General features: G+C 73.7%; 16 protein-coding genes. 7 read left to right on the top strand and 9 right to left on the bottom strand.

Annotation, left to right across the window (positions count from 1 at the left end; all coding sequences use genetic code 11):
* Positions 1 to 194 precede the first annotated feature (194 nt).
* From JQX11_RS06070 to JQX11_RS06060, 3 genes are all read right to left on the bottom strand, one after another.
* Positions 195 to 1928 carry a DEAD/DEAH box helicase gene (locus JQX11_RS06070; RefSeq protein ID WP_204923976.1) on the bottom strand — a complete coding sequence of 578 codons (1734 nt, stop codon included), beginning with the start codon at positions 1926 to 1928 and terminating at the stop codon, positions 195 to 197.
* A 164-nt stretch (positions 1929 to 2092) separates the two neighbouring features.
* Positions 2093 to 2743 carry a trimeric intracellular cation channel family protein gene (locus tag JQX11_RS06065; protein ID WP_204923975.1) on the bottom strand — a complete coding sequence of 217 codons (651 nt, stop codon included), beginning with the start codon at positions 2741 to 2743 and terminating at the stop codon, positions 2093 to 2095.
* 41 nt (positions 2744 to 2784) lie between these two features.
* Positions 2785 to 3009: a DUF3039 domain-containing protein gene (locus JQX11_RS06060; protein WP_176739083.1), complete on the bottom strand. Its 225-nt coding sequence runs from the start codon at positions 3007 to 3009 to the stop codon at positions 2785 to 2787.
* A gap of 84 nt (positions 3010 to 3093) precedes the next feature.
* Here JQX11_RS06060 and JQX11_RS06055 point away from each other — a divergent pair, with 84 nt between their 5' ends.
* Complete coding sequence (locus JQX11_RS06055) at positions 3094 to 4020, top strand: pseudouridine-5'-phosphate glycosidase (protein WP_204923974.1); 927 nt, start codon at positions 3094 to 3096, stop codon at positions 4018 to 4020.
* Positions 4017 to 4925, top strand: a complete 909-nt coding sequence (locus JQX11_RS06050; RefSeq protein ID WP_204923973.1) for a carbohydrate kinase family protein — start codon at positions 4017 to 4019, stop codon at positions 4923 to 4925. The genes JQX11_RS06055 and JQX11_RS06050 overlap by 4 nt, the downstream gene beginning before the upstream one ends.
* Positions 4926 to 4958: 33 nt before the next feature.
* Here JQX11_RS06050 and JQX11_RS06045 read toward each other — a convergent pair whose 3' ends face one another.
* On the bottom strand, positions 4959 to 5318 hold the full coding sequence (locus JQX11_RS06045) for a DUF3099 domain-containing protein (RefSeq protein WP_204923972.1): 360 nt from the start codon (positions 5316 to 5318) through the stop codon (positions 4959 to 4961).
* Positions 5319 to 5421: 103 nt separating this feature from the next.
* On the opposite strand from JQX11_RS06045, the gene JQX11_RS06040 reads away from it, so the two are divergent.
* Both JQX11_RS06040 and JQX11_RS06035 read left to right on the top strand, forming a co-directional pair.
* Positions 5422 to 5709: a hypothetical protein gene (locus JQX11_RS06040; protein WP_281899565.1), complete on the top strand. Its 288-nt coding sequence runs from the start codon at positions 5422 to 5424 to the stop codon at positions 5707 to 5709.
* A gap of 14 nt (positions 5710 to 5723) precedes the next feature.
* Positions 5724 to 6035 (top strand): YlcI/YnfO family protein, encoded by a 312-nt coding sequence (locus JQX11_RS06035; RefSeq protein WP_204923970.1) that lies wholly within the window; start codon positions 5724 to 5726, stop codon positions 6033 to 6035.
* Positions 6036 to 6045: 10 nt separating this feature from the next.
* Here the strand turns inward: JQX11_RS06035 and JQX11_RS06030 are convergent, their stop codons facing one another.
* From JQX11_RS06030 to JQX11_RS06020, 3 genes are all read right to left on the bottom strand, one after another.
* Positions 6046 to 7245, bottom strand: a complete 1200-nt coding sequence (locus JQX11_RS06030) for a low temperature requirement protein A (RefSeq protein ID WP_204923969.1) — start codon at positions 7243 to 7245, stop codon at positions 6046 to 6048.
* Positions 7246 to 7301: 56 nt separating this feature from the next.
* Complete coding sequence (locus JQX11_RS06025; protein WP_204923968.1) at positions 7302 to 7877, bottom strand: HhH-GPD-type base excision DNA repair protein; 576 nt, start codon at positions 7875 to 7877, stop codon at positions 7302 to 7304.
* A gap of 149 nt (positions 7878 to 8026) precedes the next feature.
* Positions 8027 to 9250, bottom strand: coding sequence for a S8 family peptidase (locus JQX11_RS06020; RefSeq protein WP_204923967.1), 1224 nt, complete (start codon positions 9248 to 9250; stop codon positions 8027 to 8029).
* A 190-nt stretch (positions 9251 to 9440) separates the two neighbouring features.
* Between JQX11_RS06020 and JQX11_RS06015 the strand changes: the two genes are divergently transcribed.
* Positions 9441 to 10925: a DUF7782 domain-containing protein gene (locus JQX11_RS06015; protein WP_204923966.1), complete on the top strand. Its 1485-nt coding sequence runs from the start codon at positions 9441 to 9443 to the stop codon at positions 10923 to 10925.
* Entirely contained in the window at positions 10925 to 11347 is a 423-nt protein-coding gene (gene dtd, locus JQX11_RS06010) for a D-aminoacyl-tRNA deacylase (protein WP_204923965.1), read from the top strand. Before JQX11_RS06015 ends, dtd begins: the two co-directional genes overlap by 1 nt.
* A 215-nt stretch (positions 11348 to 11562) precedes the next feature.
* On the opposite strand, the gene JQX11_RS06005 is transcribed toward dtd, so the two are convergent.
* Positions 11563 to 12351: a sporulation protein gene (locus JQX11_RS06005; RefSeq protein WP_204924161.1), complete on the bottom strand. Its 789-nt coding sequence runs from the start codon at positions 12349 to 12351 to the stop codon at positions 11563 to 11565.
* Positions 12352 to 12573: 222 nt separating this feature from the next.
* Here JQX11_RS06005 and sigB point away from each other — a divergent pair, with 222 nt between their 5' ends.
* Complete coding sequence (gene sigB / locus JQX11_RS06000; RefSeq protein ID WP_372444556.1) at positions 12574 to 13590, top strand: RNA polymerase sigma factor SigB; 1017 nt, start codon at positions 12574 to 12576, stop codon at positions 13588 to 13590.
* A gap of 94 nt (positions 13591 to 13684) precedes the next feature.
* Here the strand turns inward: sigB and JQX11_RS05995 are convergent, their stop codons facing one another.
* Positions 13685 to 16228 (bottom strand): bifunctional acetate--CoA ligase family protein/GNAT family N-acetyltransferase, encoded by a 2544-nt coding sequence (locus tag JQX11_RS05995; protein WP_204923964.1) that lies wholly within the window; start codon positions 16226 to 16228, stop codon positions 13685 to 13687.
* Between the last annotated feature and the right edge of the window lie 8 nt (positions 16229 to 16236).

Here is a 16236-nt window from a genome sequence, read left to right as displayed (position 1 = left end):
CGTTCCCGGCTACACCCACTCCCCCACCCCCGGCCCACCCTCCCCGCCCCCGGATTCCCCCGCCACCGGACCGGTGATCAAGAGGTTCGCGTCACCATCCCACCGATTTCTGACCCGAACCTCTTGATCACCGACAAAAGCCGGGGGATCCGGGAGCGGGGAGAACGGGACGGGAGGGCGGGGAACGGGGACCGTCAGAGGGTCTGGACGGTGGCTATGCGTTCTTCGAGCTGTTCGATGGTCGCCTGGGCGCTGGGCGGGCCACCGCAGAGTCGGCGCAGCTCGGCGTGGATCTTGCCGTGGGGCAGGCCCGTACGGTGGTGCCGGGCGGCCACCAGAGCGTTCAGTTGACGCCGTAGCGCCACCCGACGCTGGGCGGCACTCAGAGGTACGGCGGGCGCCGCCGGGGCCGCAGCGGCCGGCTCAGCGGCCTGGACGGCCGCCCGACGCCGCTGCGCGGCGAGCTGGTCGGCCTGCCGTTTGGTCAACAGCAGCGACACCTGGTCGGCGGTGAGCAGACCGGGCAGCCCCAGGTACTCCTCCTCCTCCGGGGTGCCGGCCTGGGCGGCGGTGCCGAAGGACGCCCCGTCGAAGATCACCTGGTCCAGTTCGGCGGTCGCGGACAGCGCGGTGAACCGCTTCTCCAGCTCGCCGCTGGCCTGCTCGTCGCGCTGGGCGCGCTCCAGCAGGTCGTCGTCGAAGCCCTCGCGGTCCTTGGGCTTGCCGAGCACGTGGTCCCGCTCGGCCTCCATCTCGCTGGCCAGGCCGAGCAGGTGCGGCACGCTCGGCACGAACACCGAGGCGGTCTCGCCGGGGCGGCGGGCCCGGACGAACCGGCCGATGGCCTGCGCGAAGTACAGCGGGGTGCTGGCGCTGGTGGCGTACACCCCGACCGCCAGCCGGGGAATGTCGACGCCCTCGGAGACCATCCGGACCGCCACCAGCCACCGCTGCTCGGACGCCGCGAACGTCGCGATCCGGGCGGACGCGCCCTGGTCGTCGGAAAGGACCACGGTGGCCTTCTCCCCGGTGACCTGTTCGATCAGCTTCGCGTACGAGCGGGCGTTCTGCTGGTCGCTGGCGATGATCAGGCCACCGGCGTCGGCCATCCCGGCGTTGCGCAGCACGGTCAGCCGGGCGTCGGCCGCCCGCAGCACCTGCGGCATCCAGTCCCCGGCCGGGTCGAGTGCGGTCCGCCAGGCCTGGGCGATCAGGTCCTGGGTCATCGGCTCGCCGAGCCGCGCCGCCAACTCGTCCCCGGCGTTGGTACGCCAGCGGGTCTCCCCCGAGTACGCCAGGAACAGCACCGGGCGTACGACGCCGTCGCGCAGCGCGTCGGAGTAGCCGTAGACCGAGTCGGCGCGGGACCGCAGCAGCCCGTCGCCGCCGCGCTCGTAGGTGACGAACGGGATCGGGTTGTCGTCGGAGCGGAACGGCGTACCGGTGAGCATCAGCCGGCGTACCGCGGGTTCGAAGGCGTTCTTGACCCCGTCGCCCCAGGAGCGGGAGTCCCCGGCGTGGTGGATCTCGTCGAGGATGACCAGGGTGCGGCGGGTCATGGTGCGCCGCCGGTGCACCTGGGGGGCCATCCCGACCTGGGCGTAGGTGACGACCGCGCCGTGGAAGTCGGCGGCGGAGTGCAGGTCGGCGTTGCGGAACGCGGAGTCGAGCTGGATGCCGACCCGGGCGGCGGCCTGCGCCCACTGGGTCTTCAGGTGCTCGGTCGGGGCGACCACGGTGACCGCCTCGATGGTGCCGTCGACCAGCAGCTCGGCGGCGATCCGCAGGGCGAAGGTGGTCTTGCCGGCACCGGGGGTGGCGACCGCGGTGAAGTCTTCGGTACGACGGCGCAGGTACTCCACCATCGCCTTGCGCTGCCAGGCGCGCAGGGGCGGGAACGTCTCCAACGCCGGCAACCGGGGTGCCACCCGAGGCTCCTCTCCGACCGCACGAGGCGGATCCGGGCCGAGGGCCACGGTACCGCCGCCCATGAAAACGCCTCCGCGCAGAGCATGCCGCGAAGGCCGGCCCAGCATAACCAGCCGGGCCCGGCAACCCCAGCCGACACCACGCCGACCGGTCCCGCCGCCGGTCAGCGGGGTGGACGACCGAGGCCGGTCTCCGGCGGACGCATCGTCGCCACCGGCGCCGACCACCGTCGCCGCAGCGCCACCAGGCGCAGCACGAAGACCAGCACCGCCGCCGCGGTCAGCCCGCCCGCTCCGGCGTATCCCAGCGCCGACAGCAGCACCACCATGATCGAGCCGGCGAGTGCGGCGACGGCGTAGATCTCCCGGCGCAGCACCACCGGGATCTCGGCGGTGAGCAGGTCCCGGCCCAGCCCGCCGCCGATCGCGGTGAGCATGCCGATCACCACCGCGCCGACCGCCGGCACCCGGGCGTCGAGCGCCTTGAGCGTGCCGGTGACGGTGAACAGGCCGAGCCCGGCGGCGTCGAGCACCAGCACGGTGGTGCGCAGCCGGGCGAGCTGCGGGTGCAGCCAGAACACGGCGCTGGCGGTGACCGCGGCGGTGGCGGCGTAGCGCCAGTCGGCGAAGGCGAGCGGCGGGACCTCGTCGATGACCAGGTCGCGGAAGATCCCACCACCCAGCGCGGCGACGAACCCGACGAAGACGACGCCGAACAGGTCGAGCCGCTTCGCCACCGCCGCCGAGGCGCCGGAGGCGGCGAAGACGGCCACCCCGGTCAGGTCGGCCAGGAGCAGGGCGGTGGAGGTGGTCACACCGCCGAAGGTTACGGGGGCGGTCCGGCGGACCGCCCGGATCACTCGCGGTACGAGTCGTAGATCTCCTTGCACTTCGGGCAGACCGGCGAGCCGGGCTTGGCGGCCTTGGTCACCGGGAAGGTCTCGCCGCAGAGCGCCACCACGTAGGTGCCCATCACGGCACTCTCGGCGATCTTCTCTTTGCGTACGTAATGGAACATCTCGGGACCCGTGTCGGCGTCCTTCAACTCGGGACGCTCAAGAACCTCGGTACTCACAGTCACACCTCCAACTGCACAAGTTTGGCAGGTCGGCCGGGTCCGGTCCACCGCAGCCCACCCCGACGGCGGCCAGTTACGGTAGCTGACGTGACCACCTTTCACATCCGGCCCGGTACCGAGGTCGACGAAGCCCTGCGTGACGGCCGTCCCGTCGTCGCCCTGGAGAGCACGATCGTCTCGCACGGTCTGCCCCGACCGGACAACCTGCGGGTCGCCCGGCAGATCGAGCAGACGGTACGCGACGCCGGGGCCGTCCCGGCCACCATCGGCATGATCGCCGGCGAACTCGTCGTCGGCCTCGACGACGCCGAGCTGACCCGGCTCGCCACCGTCGATCCGGTGGCGAAGCTCTCCGTCCGCGACCTCGCCGTGGCCGCCGCCACCGGTGCCGACGGGGCCACCACCGTGGCCGCCACCAGCGCGGTGGCCGCCGCGGTGGGGATCGGCGTCTTCGCCACCGGTGGCCTGGGCGGGGTGCACCGGGAGGCGGCACAGACCTTCGACGAGTCGGCCGACCTGGTCACCCTGGCGCGTACCCCGATCACGGTGGTCTGCGCCGGGGTCAAGTCGATCCTCGACGTCGGGGCGACCCTGGAGCGGCTGGAGACCCTCGGCGTCGGGGTGGTCGGCTACCGTACCCGGCGTTTCCCCGGCTTCTACCTGACCGAGTCCGGGTTCGACCTGGACTGGTCGGTGGACTCCCCCGAGCAGGTCGCCGCGGTGCTCGCCGCCCGCGAGCAGCACGGGGTGCACGGCGGCGGCCTGATCGTGGCCAACCCGCTCCCGGTCGACGAGCAGCTCGACCCGGCGCTGCACGACCGCACCCTCGCCGAGGGTCTGGCCCGGTTGGGGCGCGAGGGCGTCACCGGCAAGGCGGTCACCCCCTTCCTGCTGGCCTACTTCCACTCGGCCACCGAGGGCGCCAGCCTGGCGGTCAACGTCCGGATCATCCTGCGCAACGCCGACCTGGCCGCCCGGATCGCGGTCGCGGCGGCCGGACGCGCCGCCGCATGACCGCTCCCGGTCGGATCGTGGTGGTCGGCGACCTGATCACCGACGTGGTCGCCGTGCTGGCCGGAGCGCTGGCCACCGGCTCGGACACCCCGGCGACCATCAAGGTCACCGGCGGCGGGCAGGCGGCCAACACCGCCGCCTGGATCGCCGCCCAGCACGCGCCGGTGACGCTGGTCGGGGCGGTCGGCGACGACAGCGCCGGCCGGGACCGGGTGGCCGAGCTGCAACGGGCGGGGGTGGACTGCGCGGTCGAGGTGCACCCGCAGGCCACCACGGGAACGGTGATCGTGCTGGCCACCGCCGACGAGCGGACCATGGTCACCGAGCGGGGGGCGAACCTGCGGCTGACCGCCGACCACGTGGACCGGGCCCTGGCGGCGCTGCCCGACGCCACCCATCTGCACCTGTCCGCGTACTGCCTGCTGGATGCCGGGTCGCGACCGGCCGGGCTGCGCGCGTTGGCCGCCGCCCGCGAGCACGGGCTGACCACCAGCGTCGACGCCGCCTCCGCCGCGCCGCTGCGGCGGATCGGCGCGGCGGCCTTCCTGTCCTGGGTACGCGACGTCGACCTGCTGTTGGTCAACGCGGACGAGGCGGGGGTGCTGGCCGGCGGGCTGGATCCGGCGGCCCAGGCGCGGGCGTTGTCGGCGGCGGCCCGTCGGGTGGTGGTCAAACGCGGCGGCGCGGGGGCGATCTGGGTGGACCGGCGGGCCACCGTCGGGGTGACGCCGTCGTTGCGGGTCGCCGTGGTGGACGTCACCGGGGCCGGGGACGCCTTCGCGGCCGGCCTGCTCACCGCCTGGACCACCGGCGCGACCCCGAGGGCCGCGTTGACCCGGGCCGCCGACCTGGGCGCCCTGGCGGTCTCGATGGTGGGTGCCCGGCCGGAGGCGACCGGCGGGTAACGGTGCCGGCCACGCCCGCACCGGCCGGCCCCGTCAGGGTTCGGCGTCGATGATCCGGTGCGGGCGTTCCTCGGCGGTGAGGCTCATCGGCGGGGTCTCGTCGCGGTGGCGGGGCTGGAACCTGGTGGCGAGGCGGTGTTGCTCCTTGGGCGGGCGGTCGTTGGCGAGCAGCACCGCCAGCCAGGGGATGAGGATCATGCCCAGCGCCACCAGGGGCAGCCAGAGCCAGAGCAGCGGGGCCTTGGTACCGACCAGGACCGCTCCGGCGATCACGCAGGCCACCCGGATGCCCATCATCAGCACGTACCGCTTCTGTCGGCTGGTGAGTTGGTCGTCCTGGCTGCGCGAGGCGTCGGTGATCAGAATCGGCTGGTACGCCTGACGCTTCACCATGGACCTCCTGAGGGGATTACCCACCATCCTGTCACCGCATCACCTTGATCAGCGAAAATCGACGCATACCGGAATCGTGTTACGCCCGTGGTACGCTCCGGCGGTGGGCAGCCGGTTCAGCTTCACCGAGGAGGCGTTGGCCAACCTGCGGGTCTACGACGTCACCCCCGGGGAAGTCTGGGAGGCGCTGCACAGCACCCGCCGGGTGATCCGGCACCTCGGCGAGGACCTGACGGTCGTCTACGCGGCGAGCGGTCGCGGCCGGCGGCTGGCCGTCCTGCTCGCCGAGGCCGACGGCACCGACCACGACTGGGACGTCCTCTCCGCCCGCGACCTGAGCGACGTCGAGGCCAAGCGCTACGACGAGACCGTGCGGAGAACGCGCCGATAGAGGAGGCGACGGCGATGAACCGTGACGAGGCCATCAAGCGATTCCACGGCGGCGACGACACGTTCGCCGAGCTGATCGACGACAGTCAGCCGGTGGAACTGCCCGCCCCCGACACCGACGTGCCGATGGTCAGCCGTTCGGTACGCCTGCCGATGGACACCTACGACCGGGTCCGGGCGGCGGCCGAGGCGCGCGGCATCGGCGTCACCACCCTGATGCGGCAGTGGATCGAGGCCGGCCTGGCCGACCTGGACGACTCGGCCACCGTCTCGCTCGCCGACGTACGCCGGGCGCTCGCCTCGCTGTCCCGCCCCACCGCCGCCTGACCGGCCCGGCTCACAGGGCCGGGTGGGGCCGCTCCGGTGGCCGCCCGTACGCCCGGCGGTAGTCCGCGACCGTGACCGCCGCCAGCACGGTCGCGGTCGCGGCGAGCGCCACCACGCTGACCGTCAGGGTCGCCAGGGGCATCAGCACGGCCAGGACGAGCACCCCGATGATCCGGGAGCGGGACACCCGCCCGAACACCTCGTGCTCGAACCGGGCGCGGGCGAGCAGGAAGACCGCCGGCCCACCCGTCAGGAAGACCGCCCAGGACAGCTTGGTCCGCGCGTACGGGTGCACGATCGCCAGCTCGTAGCCGACCGCCGTGGTCAGCACCCCGGCGACGATCACCAGATGGGTCCAGCTCATCGACTCCCCCAGCCGGCCGGGGGCACGGGCCACCCGGATCGCCTCGGTGAGCAGGTGACCCGCCCGGTGGAAGTAGATCCGCCAGAGCAGCACGGTGGTCACGAAGGAGAGCAGGAAGGCCCCGGAGCTGGCACCCGAGAAGCTGTGCCCGCTGAACGCCAACCCGATGATGAGGATGTTCTCGCCGAGGGCGATCAGGAAGAACTGCTGGTGCCGCTCGGCCAGGTGCTCCCCCAGCACCGCCCAGGTGGACGTGCGGGTCGCCCCGAGGCGGGGCACCGGCCAGCCGAACATCAGCCCGGCGTAGTCGATGACGACGGCCACCGACCAGCAGACCAGCCGCCACGTCCCGGGCAGCACCGCCCCGAGCACCCAGGGCACGGCACTGACCACCGCCCAGGACGCGACCCGCACCGTGACCAGCCGGCGGGGGTGACCGCGCAACGCCAGGGTGAGGAAGAGCGGCCGGCCCACCTGCACCGCCACGAACGCGAAGGCGAAGGCCACCGCGCGGGTGTCGAAGGCGCGCGGGGTGGCGACCGCCATCACCATGCAGCCCAGCATCGCGTAGACCACCACGAACTGGATCTGCGGCTGTTCCGGCTCGTAGCGGCTGGTGACCCAGGCGGTGAACGTCCAGACCGCCCAGAAGGCCAGGAAGATCACCAGGGTCTGGGTGATCTCGACGGGCAGGTCCCGCTGGGGGGTGTTCAGATCGTCGATCACCCGCTGGGAGACCCGGGTCAGGGCGAAGACGAAGACCAGGTCGAAGAAGAGTTCCAGGAAAGTGGCCCGGGGCGAGCTGACCCCGCCGCGCAGCAGCGCCGCCCCCCGCTCGTCCGCCATCGTCCACCCGTCGCCGCTGTCGCGGATCTCAACGAACCGACCCAGCTCCGGTTGCGTCAGCCCCTGTCCGCCTTCGCCGCCGCCTTCACCTGCTGCTTGTACTCGCGCACCCGGCGCAGCGACTCCGCGTCGGTGACGTCGGCGACCGAGCGGAAGGTGTCCGGGTCGCCGTACCCGCCGGCGGCCTCCCGCCAGCCGTCGGGGCGCACGTCGTACCGCTTGCCGAGCAGGGCGACGAAGATCTGCGCCTTCTGGGTGCCGAAGCCGGGCAGGTCGGCGATGCGGCGCAGCAGTTCCCGCCCGTCGCCGACGTCCGCCCAGAGCCGGCCGGCGTCGCCGGCGTACCGGTCGACCAGCACCCGGCACAGCTCCTGCACCCGGCCGGCCATCGCCTTAGGGAACCGGTGCAGCGCAGGTGGCCGCGCGAAGACCTCGACCAGTTCCGCCGGGTCGTAGTCGGCCAACTCCCGGGCCTCCGGGTCGTGCCCCAGCCGCTGGGCGAGCACGTACGGCGAGGAGAACGCCTTTTCCATCGGCACCTGTTGGTCGAGCAGCATCCCGGTCAGCAGGGCCAGTGGGCTGCGCTCCAGCAGCCGGTTGGCCTCGCCGTCGATGGGCAACGAGAGCGTCATGCCCCCATCCTGCCCGTCCCGGCCGTCCGCCCGGCCGACATCCGCCTCCGGCCCGCCGGGCGGGAGGCGTCCGGACGCAAAGCGGCCCGGTGGACACAGCGCGGCCCGGTGGACACGGGTGTCCACCGGGCCGTCGGTGCCCGAAGGCGTCAGTTCACGACGTAGAGCAGCCGGTTCGGCGAGCCCGAGCCGGGGCTGGTCACCACGTTGGGGGTGGCGCTGCTGGTCAGGGAGCTGGCGACCTGCGCCGGGGTGTACGAGGGGTTGGCCGACAGGACCAGGGCGGCGGCACCGGCGACGTGCGGGGACGCCATCGAGGTGCCGTCGATCGTGTTGGTGGCGCTGTCGTTGGTGTTCCAGGCCGAGGTGATGCGCGAACCCGGGGCGAACAGGTCGACGCAGGTGCCGTAGTTGGAGTAGGAGGCCCGCGCGTCGGTGTTGGTGGTGGCGCCGACGGTGATCGCCGAGGCGACCCGTGCCGGGGAGGAGCTGCAGGCGTCGGCGCTGGAGTTGCCGGCCGCCAGCGCGTACGTGATGCCCGAGCTGATCGAGCTGGCCACCGCGTTGTCGATGGCGGTGCTGGCCCCGCCGCCGAGGCTCATGTTGGCCACCGCCGGCTTGACCGCGTTGGCGGTCACCCAGTTGATGCCGTTGACCACGGCGGTGGTGCTGCCGCGACCCCGGCAGTTGAGCACCTTCACCGCGACCAGCTGCACGCCCTTGGCCACCCCGTACTTGGTGCCGCCGACGGTGCCCGCGACGTGGGTGCCGTGGCCGTTGCAGTCGGTGTTGTTGGAGTCGACCGCGTTGGTGCCCCAGGTGGCCCGGCCGCCGAAGTCGGTGTGGGTGGTCCGGATGCCGGTGTCGATGATGTACGCCCGCACGTTGGTGGCCGTGGTCGGGTAGGTGTAGCTGGAGTTCAGCGGCAGGTTGCGCTGGTCGATGCGGTCCAGGCCCCAGGACGGCGGGTTGGTCTGGGTCGCCTGGACGGTCATCACCCGGTCCTGCTCGACGTAGGCCACCGACGGGTCGGCGGCGAGCCGGCGGGCCTGGCTGGCGCTCATCTTGGCGCTGAACCCGGTGAGCGCGGCGCTGTAGACGTCGGCGACGTTGCCGCCGTACCGCTTGGTGAGGCTGGCGGCGCGGTCCGGCACGGCGGTCCGGGCGGTGCGGCTGTTGGCGGCGCCGACGGCCTCGCCCTTCAGCACGACCAGGTAGCTGCCGCTGATCGCGTCCGGGGCGGAGGCGTAGCGGATCTGGCCGGTGGGGGCGGCGAGGGCGGGGGTGCCCGCGGCGACGGAGAGGGCCGCGGCGGCGGCCGCGACGGCGACCGCGCGGATCGCGCGACGCCGGGGGACGGACACGTCGGACATCGTCTGAACTCCCTACCGGGTCCGTCCGGGCAGGCAGGGGCCGTCCGAACGTCCCATCGACGGATGTTGGAGGGAATGTTAACGAGACATCGACGTACGTAACAGAGATAACGGCCGGGGGATTGAGCTGGTGTTATGGAAGTCAACGGGTGCCCGCCACCACCGACCCCCGGCCAGGCAGGATGACGAGGTGGACCGTTACGACATGCTGCTCTCCCCCGCCGGCGTCGATGCGCTGCGCACCGCGCTCACCAGCGCCGACTTCACCGCCAACGGCATCGCCGGCCGGCTCGGGCCGCAGGCCACCGGCGGGGTCGCCCGCAACGACTTCCGGGCCGCGCTGCGCGCCACCGAGGAGCGGGACCCGCTGGCCACCCTGATCCGGGTGTTCGTCTGCGACCAGACCGAGCCCGAGCCGGCGGTCGCCGCCGCGCTCGCCCCGCTCGACCTCGCAGAGGCCGTCGCCGCCGGCCTGGTCGAGCCGTCCGGCGACGGGCTACGCGCCGGGGTCGACCTGGAGCCGTACGGGGACCACTGGTGGGTGCTCGCCGACGTGCCGGCCAGCGCCCGCCCGGGCCGGCCGCTGCCCAGCGAACACGTGCTCGGCATCGGCGGGGCCACCCAGACCCTGATCGGGGCGACCGTCCGCCGCCCGGTGGACACCGCGCTGGACCTCGGCACCGGCTCCGGTGTGCAGGCCCTGCACCTGGCGACCCGGGCCCGGCGGGTCACCGCCACCGACGTGTCGCAGCGGGCGCTGCGCTTCGCCGCCACCACCGCCGCCCTCAACGGGCAGGACTGGGAACTGCTCCGCGGCGACATGGTCGCCCCGGTGGCCGGCCGCCGGTTCGACCTGGTGGTCAGCAACCCCCCGTTCGTGGTCGGGCCGGGCACCACCACCCACGTCTACCGGGACTCCGGCCGGGTCGGCGACGCGATCGGCGCGGAACTGGCCGCCGCCGCCCCGGGCCTGCTCACCGAGGGCGGCACCATGCAGTACCTGGCCAACTGGGTGCACGTCGCCGGGGAGGACTGGGCGGAACGGGTGACCGGCTGGTTCGCCGGCACCGGCCTGGACGCCTGGGTGATCCAACGCGAGGTCGCCGACCCGATGGCGTACGTCAACCTGTGGCTGACCGACGTCGGCGAGGCGGCCGACCCGCACCGGGCGGCGGCCTGGCTGGACTGGTTCGACGCGCACAAGATCGAGGCGGTCGGGTTCGGCATCGTGTCGCTGCGCCGGGGCGGGCACACCGATCCCGCCGTCCGGGTGGAGGATCTGCGCCAGCGGGTCGAGGCCCCCCTCGGCGACCAGGTGGCCGCCTGGTTCGACCGGCAGGACTTCCTGCGCGCCCGGGGCACCGACGGGGTGCTCGACGCCCGCTACCGGGCCGCCCCGGGGCTGCAACTGCGGCAGGAGGCGACCATCGGCGACGAGGGCTGGTCGGTGGACCGGCAGGTCCTGACGATGCCGCACGGGCTGCGCTGGAGCGAGGAGATCGACCCGCTGGTGCTGGCCCTGGTCGGCGGCTGCGACGGGCGGTTGCCGCTGCGCGACCAGCTCGCCCTGCTCGCCGCCGCGCACGACGTCACCACCGACGAGCTGGCCGAGGCGGCCGGCCCGATCGTGGCGCACCTGGTCGAACGGGGCATCGTCGAGCCGGTGACCGACTGATGCGGGCGGTGGTGCAGACCGTCGGCCGGGCCAGCGTCACCGTCGACGGCGAGGTGGTCGGCGCGATCACCGACGGCCTGCTGGTGCTGCTCGGGGTCACCCACACCGACACCCCCGAGCTGGCCCGCACGATGGCCCGCAAGATGCACGAGCTGCGCATCCTCGACGACGACCGCAGTGCCGCCGACACCGGCGCCCCGATCCTGCTGGTCAGCCAGTTCACCCTCTACGGCGACACCCGCCGGGGCCGTAGGCCGAGCTGGACCGCCGCCGCCCCCGCCGAAGTGGCCGAACCACTTGTCACCGCCGTGGTCGAGGCGCTGCGCGCCCGGGGCGCGACGGTCGAGACGGGCCGCTTCCGCGCCCACATGCTCGTCGAGAGCGTCAACATCGGCCCCCGCACCCTCCTCCTGGACCTCTGACCCGCCCCTCCCACCCCCGCCACCCGCCCCAGCCCCGCCTCCCGCCCTCGCCCCCTCCGCCCGCCCCGCCCCGCGCCCGCCTCGGTGATCAAGAGGTTCGCGTCATTCTGAAGATCAAACTTGACGCAAACCTCTTGATCACCGGGGCGAGGCGAGGCAGGGCAGGGCAGAGGAGGGGGCGAGGGCGGGAGGCGGGACGGGCGGGGCGGGGTGGGTCAGGAGAAGAGGCCCCGGCGTTGGAGGGACTGGCGGAGCCAGCCGTCGAGCTGGGCGGCCCAGTCGGTGCGGTCGGCGTTGGCGTGGTCGACGGTGAACCGGCCGAAGGTGTCCCGGCCCTCGGTGAACAGGCCGCCGCGCTTGTCCAGCTCCAGCACCACCTGCATCTGGTGCGGGTCGGTGACGAAGGTGACCTCGAGCTGGTTGATCGCCCCGGCGTACTGCGGGGCGGGGTAGAACTCGATCTCCTGGTAGAACGGCAGGCTCTGCCGTACGCCATAGATGTGGCCGCGCTCGACGTCGGCGCGGGCGAACCGGAAGCCCAGCCGCAGCAGCGCCTCCAGCAGCCGCTCCTGGGCCGGCAGCGGATGCACCGACACCGCGTCCAGGTCACCCTTGTCGACCGCGCGGGCCACCTCCAGCTCGGTACGCAGCCCCATCGTCATCCCGTGCAGCCGGTGGCCGTACAGGTCGGTCAGCGGGGTCTCCCACGGCACGGCGAACCGGAACGGGATGTCGTACCGCTGGCCCGCCTCCAGCCGGAACGGGCCGGTGACCTGCTGCCGGGCGAACTCCTGGGTGGTCTCGTACTCGGAGTCGGCGCCCTCCACCTCGACCCGGGTGACCAGACCGAGCGCCACGTACTCGATGTCGGTGGCGTGGTCGCCGCCGGCCACGTGCACCCGCCCCTCCAGCACCCCGCCCGGACGGCAGTTCGGGTTGGCGAGGACGGTCTCCACCGACGGACCGCCCACCCCCATCGACTGCATGAGCCGCTTGAAGACCACCACGTCCTCCATTGCCTGTTCGCGTGCCGACCACCATGGTCGACCGCTGGCACGGTAACCGGACCTGGCAAGACCCACCACGGCCAGCCCCACACCTGACCGAATTGGTGTCGGTTCCCCGATCACCTCACCCCCGTTTCACGTCCCGGTTGGAAAGCTGTTCGTCACCGGGGCCGATGGCGTCGGTACGCGACACGAAAGCGGACACGGGGAGACACAGAGATGGCCCTGCAGATGATCGATAACAAGACGCGCCCGGCCACCACCATCGACGCCGAGCACGGCACCGAAGCCCTCACCGACCTCGACGCCACCGACGAGCGCGGGGTCTCCACCGACCTGGTCCGGGCCTACCTCAACGGCATCGGCCGGACGAAGCTGCTCACCGCGGCCCAGGAGGTGGAGCTGGCCAAGCGGATCGAGGCCGGGCTCTTCGCCGAGGAGAAGCTGTCGACGTGCACCCCCGTCTCCGGCGACCTGCACGCCGACCTCGCGCTGATCGCCCGGGAGGGACGCGCCGCCAAGGACCACCTGCTGGAGGCGAACCTGCGGCTGGTGGTCAGCATCGCCAAGCGCTACACCGGGCGGGGGATGGCCTTCCTCGACCTGATCCAGGAGGGCAACCTGGGCCTGATCCGCGCGGTCGAGAAGTTCGACTACGCGAAGGGTTACAAGTTCTCCACGTACGCCACTTGGTGGATCCGGCAGGCGATCACCCGGGCGATGGCCGACCAGGCCCGCACCATCCGCATCCCGGTGCACATGGTCGAGCAGGTCAACCGGATGGTCCGGGTCCGCCGGGAGCTGTCGGTCACGCTGGGCCGCGAACCGATCGTCTCCGAGGTGGCGCGGGCGATGGAGATCCCCGAGTTCCAGGTCATCGAGCTGATCTCGTACGACCGGGAGCCGGTCAGCCTCGACCAGGCCGTCGGCGAGGACGGCGAGAGCGCCCTGGGTGACTTCGTCGCCTCGGTGGACCCGCGCACCGAGCCGGGAGACGCCGCCGCCAACGGCGAACTGCGCAACGAGGTACGCATCGTGCTCGCCACCCTCTCCCAGCGGGAGCAGGCGGTGATCCGGCTCCGGTTCGGCCTCGACGACGGCCGGCAGCGCACCCTCGACGAGGTGGGCAAGGAGTTCGGCCTGTCCCGGGAGCGCATCCGGCAGATCGAGAAGGTCACCCTGCTCAAGCTGCGTGACCCGGAGCGGGCGCAGCGGCTGGAGGCGTACGCCTGCTGAGCGGGACGGTTCGCGGTCAGGCCCCCGGCGGTTCGCCGGGGGCCTGACCTTCTCTGCGGTGACCGCCCGCCGGGTGTCCGGCCGGCGGCGCCGGTCAGAGGCGACGCGGGCCGGTGTCGGGGCGGGCCCCGGCCGTGCCGACCCCCACCGCCGCGTGCAGCACCGAGATGCCGTCCGGGCGGGCCAGCACCGGGTTGAGGGTGAGCGCCCGCACCCGGGGCTGCTCGTCGGCGAGCCGTCCCACCCGCAGCAGCAGGTCGGCCAGGGCCGCCCGGTCCACCGGGGCGGCACCCCGGTGCCCGCGCAGCAGCGGCGACGCCCGGGGCTCGTCGACCAGTTCGGCCGCGTCCCGGTCGGTCAACGGCACGGCCCGCCAGGCCCGGTCGCCGAGCAGTTCGGTGGCGACACCCCCCAGCCCGAAACCGACCACCGGCCCGAACGCCGGGTCCTCCCGCAGCTCCACCACGCAGGCCACCCCGGGCGGCACCATCGGCTGCACCAGCACCTGCGCGCCGAAACCCGCCGCCAGGTCCGCGTACGCCCGGCGCAGGGCGACCGGGTCGGCCAGGTCGAGGCGGACCGCACCCAGGTCGAGGCGGTGCCGCAGGCCGGGCGCGGCGGCCTTCAACGCCACCGGCCACCCGCAGCGGTCGGCGGCGGCGAGGGCCTCGTCGACGCTGCCGGCGGGCGCCGACCCGACCACCTCGACGCCGTACGCGGCGAGCAGCGCCACCGGGTCGGCGGTGTCACCGCGCAACGCGGCCCGCCCGGCGGCCCGGTCCACCCCGGTCAGCTCCGGCACCGTGCCCGGGTCCCGCCGCAGCCACCCGGCGTACCGGCCGACCCGGCCCAGCGCCCGCACCGCCTCCTCCACGCTCGGGTACGCGGGCAGCCCCGCCGGCACCCGCCCGGCGAGGAACGTCACCACGGTCGGCTTGCCGGCGGCCAGCGTCGCCGGCAGGGCGGCGGTGACGTCCGCCTCCTCGACGGTGAGCTGCCCCGGCAGCGGCGGGGCGAAGACCGCCACCAGCGCGTCCACCCGGTCGTCGGCGGCGGCCCCGGCCAGCGCGGCGGTGAACTCGGCGACCCCGGCGTGCGGGCCGACGTCGCGGGGGTAGCCGTCGGCGACGGTGAGGCCCTGCCCGACGCAGGCGGCGGCGGCCAGCCCGGTCAGCGCCGACGAGTTGCCCACCACCGCGACCCGGTCCCCGGCGGGCAGCGGCTGGTGGGCCAGCAGCACCCCGACGTCGAGCAGTTCGGCGACGGTGTCCACCCGGATCACCCCGGACTGGGCGAACAGCGCGCTGACGGCCGCCTCGTCCAGCGCCGGGCCGGCCGGACGGGCCAGCGACGCCAGCGCCACCACCGGCTTGGCCCGGCCGATCCGGCGGGCCAGCCGGGCGAACTTGCGCGGATTACCGAAGGTCTCCAGGTAGAGCAGGATCACGTCGGTGCCCGGGTCGTCCTGCCAGTACTGGAGCAGGTCGTTGCCGGACACGTCGGCCCGGTTACCGGCCGACACGAAACTCGACAGGCCCAGCCCGCGCCGCCGCGCCTCGGCCAGCAGCGCCACCCCGAACGCGCCGGACTGGCTGAAGAAACCCACCCGGCCGGGGGCCGGCAGCACCGGGGCCAGGGTGGCGTTGAGGCGTACCCGCTCGTCGGTGTTCGCCACCCCCAGACAGTTCGGGCCGACGACCCGCATGCCGGCGGCGTGCGCCGCCCGGACCAGGGACCGCTGGGCCGCCGCGCCGGCCGGGCCGGCCTCGGCGAAGCCGGCGGAGATGACCACCAGGCCGTGCGCGCCGGCCGCGGCGGCGTCGGCCACCACCCCGGCCGCCGCGTCGGGGGGCACCGCGACGACCGCGAGGTCCACCGCCACCCCCGCGTCGGCCGCCGACGGGTACGCGGGCAGCCCCGCCACCGTCCGCGCGCCCGGATGCACCGGCACGACCGCCCCCGGGTAGCCGCCGTCACGCAGGTGCCCGAGCAGCGCCGCGCCGACGCCCTGACCGGTGGCGCTGGCCCCGTAGACGGCCACCCCGCGCGGGGCGAGCAGCCGGGCGATGGACCGGGCCTCGGTGCGGTGTTCCCGGCCACGCTGCACCGCCAGGGTCGCCTCGGTCGGCGCGATCGGGAAGGTCAGGTGCACCACCCCGTCGGCGAACTGGCGCTGCACCTGGTAGCCGAAGTCGGCGAAGACCCGCAGCATCACCCCGTTGGTGGGCAGCACCTCGGCGACGAAGTGCCCGATGCCGGCCCGCCGGGCGGCGTCGGCCAGGTGCTCCAGCAGCACCGAACCGATCCCCCGGCCCTGGTAGGCGTCCTCCACCACGAACGCCACCTCGGCTTCGGGGGCCGCCGGCCCGAGCCGCTCGTACCGGCCGACGGCGACGATCCGGTCGCCGGCCAGCACCACGAACGCCTCCCGGTCCCGGTGGTCGACGGTGACGAAGCGGTGCAGGTCCCGTTCCGGGATGCGCGGGTACGGCGAGAAGTAGCGCAGGTAGCGGGTGCGTTCCGAGAACCGCCCGTGCATGGCGACGATCTCCGGGGCGTCCTGCGGCCGGATCGGTCGCAGTCCGACGGTGCTGCCGTCGCTGAGCAGCACGTCCACCGGTTGGTCGACAGTGGTCACCGGTCCCT

The organism is Micromonospora humida (assembly GCF_016901255.1).
Classification (GTDB): Bacteria; Actinomycetota; Actinomycetes; order Mycobacteriales; family Micromonosporaceae; genus Micromonospora; species Micromonospora wenchangensis.
Note: the sequence above shows the minus strand (reverse complement) of the source record. Positions and strands in the feature narration are given on the sequence as shown.

Bases quoted from the DNA above. Each gene is read 5' to 3' on its own strand.
- JQX11_RS06020 (WP_204923967.1), bottom strand. From the start codon at position 9,250: ATGTCCGACGTGTCCGTCCCCCGGCGTCGCGCGATCCGCGCGGTCGCC.
- sigB (WP_372444556.1), top strand. From the start codon at position 12,574: ATGGCCCTGCAGATGATCGATAACAAGACGCGCCCGGCCACCACCATC.
- JQX11_RS06025 (WP_204923968.1), bottom strand. From the start codon at position 7,877: ATGACGCTCTCGTTGCCCATCGACGGCGAGGCCAACCGGCTGCTGGAG.
- JQX11_RS06045 (WP_204923972.1), bottom strand. From the start codon at position 5,318: ATGGTGAAGCGTCAGGCGTACCAGCCGATTCTGATCACCGACGCCTCG.
- JQX11_RS06030 (WP_204923969.1), bottom strand. From the start codon at position 7,245: ATGGCGGACGAGCGGGGGGCGGCGCTGCTGCGCGGCGGGGTCAGCTCG.
- JQX11_RS06050 (WP_204923973.1), top strand. From the start codon at position 4,017: ATGACCGCTCCCGGTCGGATCGTGGTGGTCGGCGACCTGATCACCGAC.
- dtd (WP_204923965.1), top strand. From the start codon at position 10,925: ATGCGGGCGGTGGTGCAGACCGTCGGCCGGGCCAGCGTCACCGTCGAC.
- JQX11_RS06035 (WP_204923970.1), top strand. From the start codon at position 5,724: ATGAACCGTGACGAGGCCATCAAGCGATTCCACGGCGGCGACGACACG.